Annotated in this window: 4 protein-coding genes; 1 reads left to right on the forward strand and 3 read right to left on the reverse strand. The window is 55.9% G+C overall.

What is annotated here, in order from left to right:
- From AC1DT3_RS16560 to AC1DT3_RS16570, 3 genes are all read right to left on the reverse strand, one after another.
- Positions 1–459: hypothetical protein (locus tag AC1DT3_RS16560; protein ID WP_477466336.1), on the reverse strand; the 459-nt coding region annotated here is incomplete at its 3' end.
- On the reverse strand, positions 456–770 hold the full coding sequence (locus AC1DT3_RS16565) for a DUF6074 family protein (RefSeq protein ID WP_477466337.1): 315 nt from the start codon (positions 768–770) through the stop codon (positions 456–458). The genes AC1DT3_RS16565 and AC1DT3_RS16560, both read right to left, overlap by 4 nt.
- 293 nt (positions 771–1,063) lie before the next feature.
- Positions 1,064–1,651 (reverse strand): hypothetical protein, encoded by a 588-nt coding sequence (locus AC1DT3_RS16570; protein WP_477466338.1) that lies wholly within the window; start codon positions 1,649–1,651, stop codon positions 1,064–1,066.
- Positions 1,652–1,777: 126 nt separating this feature from the next.
- On the opposite strand from AC1DT3_RS16570, the gene AC1DT3_RS16575 reads away from it, so the two are divergent.
- On the forward strand, positions 1,778–2,923 hold the full coding sequence (locus AC1DT3_RS16575; protein ID WP_477466339.1) for a tyrosine-type recombinase/integrase: 1,146 nt from the start codon (positions 1,778–1,780) through the stop codon (positions 2,921–2,923).
- Positions 2,924–3,032: the final 109 nt, after the last annotated feature.

Here is a 3,032-nt window from a genome sequence, read left to right on the forward strand (position 1 = left end):
GGTCCGCTCTGGGGTACCGAGTGTCCGCTGTGGGGTACCGTACGGTCCGCCCTCAGGTACCGGTTTTAAATTTTTGGGGTGCCATCGCGCGAAGTCCTTGGAGGCACTGCTGCCGGTGAGATCGCACGCGAGCTCGGTCAGCCGCCACTCAGTGGAGTGACGAATTTTGCGGTCGAATTTTCCCTTTCGGGTTTGAGTAATAAAGCCGCGGTCCTGGAGGATGGTAAGCGAATCTGACGCTCTGGTCTTTCCGATGTGCAAGCTCTCGGCTGCCTCCCTAACCGAAAACGGGATTCTGCCATTATTCACTCCGGCGTACCGCGCCAGGATCTCGACATAGAGAGCTCGGCTTACAGAATCGAGGCTACGCCAAGCTGCTGTTTCCATCATCCAATGATAAAGCCGCACATGGCGCGCTTCATTTTTTGAACGTCCGGTTTTGTTCGCTCCGCCGCTCATGCAGCACCTCCCGGCGTGAGAATCATTCTCCAGATCGCAGCGCGAATTGCATGTTCGAGGGCCTGCGTGTGATGCGAGATTGCGTCTTGGCTGAAGCCGCGCTTTGCCATGGTCTGCGCCTGCACTCGAACGGTATATGCAAGGTGTTTCTCAGCAGTCGTCGACGGCAGATCCATCATGCGCTCAGCGTGCCTCGCGATGAACGCAGCCCGACGTGTATGAGGAAACTGAAAGAGCTCTGCCGTCTTTCGCTTCTCGCCCTCGACGGCATGCGTCCACGCGAAGAGCGGAAGATTATCATGGTCTCTCATGATGTTGAATCCTGATCTGAGAATCCGCGGACGGCGACTTATGCCGTTTGCTCTTGCTGCTCGATCCACCTCACAAGAGTGGACTTCCGAGCGCAGATGAGACTCCCGACGCGAAACACAGGGAGCTCTTTTGCTTCGGCCATTCGGTAGACACGGCGACTCTTGGTGGTACTGCCAAACAGGAAGTGCGAGATTGCTTCCGCTCCTTCCAATATGTCGCTTGCCAGCGGCAAGCCTTCACCGTTCGCGCTCAAGGAGCGCGTTGCATTCGAATCCATGTGGTCTCCTGAATTTTAATCGTGGAGGGCTTGTGCGATCGCTACCAGCGTTTTGTCCGAGATTGTCGTTATGTCGCTCCGATCAGCGTAGGTGTCGGTACGCGCTGGCTGAAGTTGCCGAAACTCTGTGTAGTAGTACATCTCCGGTTCGTCTGGATCACTGAAGTCACCGACTGCGACTCTGACCATTGGTGCGGGACGATGAAAAGAGATGGTGATGCCGTGAAGCGCGTCCGGATCCATACCTAGGAGAATTTCGAGCGCCGCCCCAAACGGCTTGCGCGTCAAAAAAGCTTGCTCGAGTGGATCATCTTCGTCGGCCGGTGTGTCATCAGGAGGATGTGACGGGTACCGCTCATCAAATCCCACCAAGTCGCGATAGATTGGAAGAACTGAGGCGGCGTCCTTTGGCTTATCAGATGCATTGACTCCGATAAGCAAGTTCGTCGCGTCTCTAACGATCATATGAGCCGCCCCGCGCCCCCTTCCAGCCTGTGAGATATAGCCGGCTTCACGGAGATGTCGGGCTATCCAGCCAACTTGGGTATCGTCCATTCCCTCGACCTCCGCGATCACACGTACAAGCTTGCTTAGCAGTGCCATCTGCACCGTCCTTTTATATGAGTTTCACTCAAATGAGATGTCAATGTCTTTTTTGAGCGACACTCCGATAAAATCGTTTATATTACCTTTCACACATTCGAAGCGAGTCCTGTTAGGGAGACTGCAGTGGCGTCAATTCGCAAACGGATCCTCCCCAGCGGTAAAATTGTTTGGCTCGCGGGATATCTCGACGGGGGCGGGAAACGCCGCTTCAAGCAGTTTTCTACGCGCCGTCACGCGGATGCGTTCCTGGTCACGGTCCGAGCCCAAGTCGCCTCGGGAACGCACACTCCTGATAGCGCGTCTATCACGGTCAAGGAGGCGTCGGATATCTGGTTAGAGCGATGCCAGAGGGACAAGCTCGAGGAAACCACGATCCGACAGTATAGAGCCCACGTGAATCTTCACATTGTTCCTCGGATCGGCGCCACCAAACTGTCCCGCCTCAGCACGCCCGCGGTGAACGCATTCGTCGAGTTGCTGCTGACTGACGGCCGCTCGCATGACATGGCTCGGCGAGTTCTTCGTTCACTATCGGCGATCGTGGCAGAGGCAAAAGGTAGAGGGCTAGTTTCAGCGAATCACGTTCGCGATGCAACCCGAGTGAAGAAATCCAAGCGCGGCGAGAAGCGGCCCGAGATGCCGACTAGGGACGAGCTAAAGGCGATCATCGCAGCGACTACCGACACCACACGCCCATTTATCCTAACGGCTATTTTCTCGGGCATGAGAGCGTCGGAGCTACGCGGTCTGAAATGGGAAGATGTGGATCTCAAGAAGGGCATCCTGCACATTCGGCGCCGTGTTGACCGTTTCAACCAATTCGGTCCGCCTAAGAGCGAGGCAGGCACCAGGGACATTCCGATGGCGCCGACACTTCTAGCCACGTTAAAGCGTTGGCGGCTAGCTTGTCCAAAAGGGGACCTGCGTTTGGTGTTTCCAACCGGGGCGGGAAAGGTTGAGAGCCACGGGAACATCCTGTCCCGGCTTTTCTGGCCTCTGCAGGTTGTTGCCGGTGTGGTCAACATGGTCGACGGGAGGGATGACAATGGCAACCGCATTGAAGCTCCCGACGCTAAGTACTCTCTCCACGCATTGCGACATTCCTGCGCCGCGTTATGGATCGAGCAAGGCCTGAGCCCGAAGCGGATCCAGTCCCTCATGGGCCACGCTTCGATCCAACAGACCTTCGATACCTATGGCTATCTGTTCGAAGCGAGGGACGATGACAAGGCAGCTTTGGCAGCAGTAGAGATCGGGCTCATAAACTGACGCAAGCAACACCTGTGCAACACGGAAGGCCGAAACCTTTACAGAGCAAGGAAATCAAGTTCGCATCATAATCCTTGTGTCGGGGGTTCAAATCCCTCCTCCGCTACCA

Source organism: Microvirga sp. P4_G7, assembly GCF_056401005.1.

Bases quoted from the DNA above. Each gene is read 5' to 3' on its own strand.
- AC1DT3_RS16570 (WP_477466338.1), bottom strand. From the start codon at position 1,651: ATGGCACTGCTAAGCAAGCTTGTACGTGTGATCGCGGAGGTCGAGGGA.
- AC1DT3_RS16565 (WP_477466337.1), bottom strand. From the start codon at position 770: ATGAGAGACCATGATAATCTTCCGCTCTTCGCGTGGACGCATGCCGTC.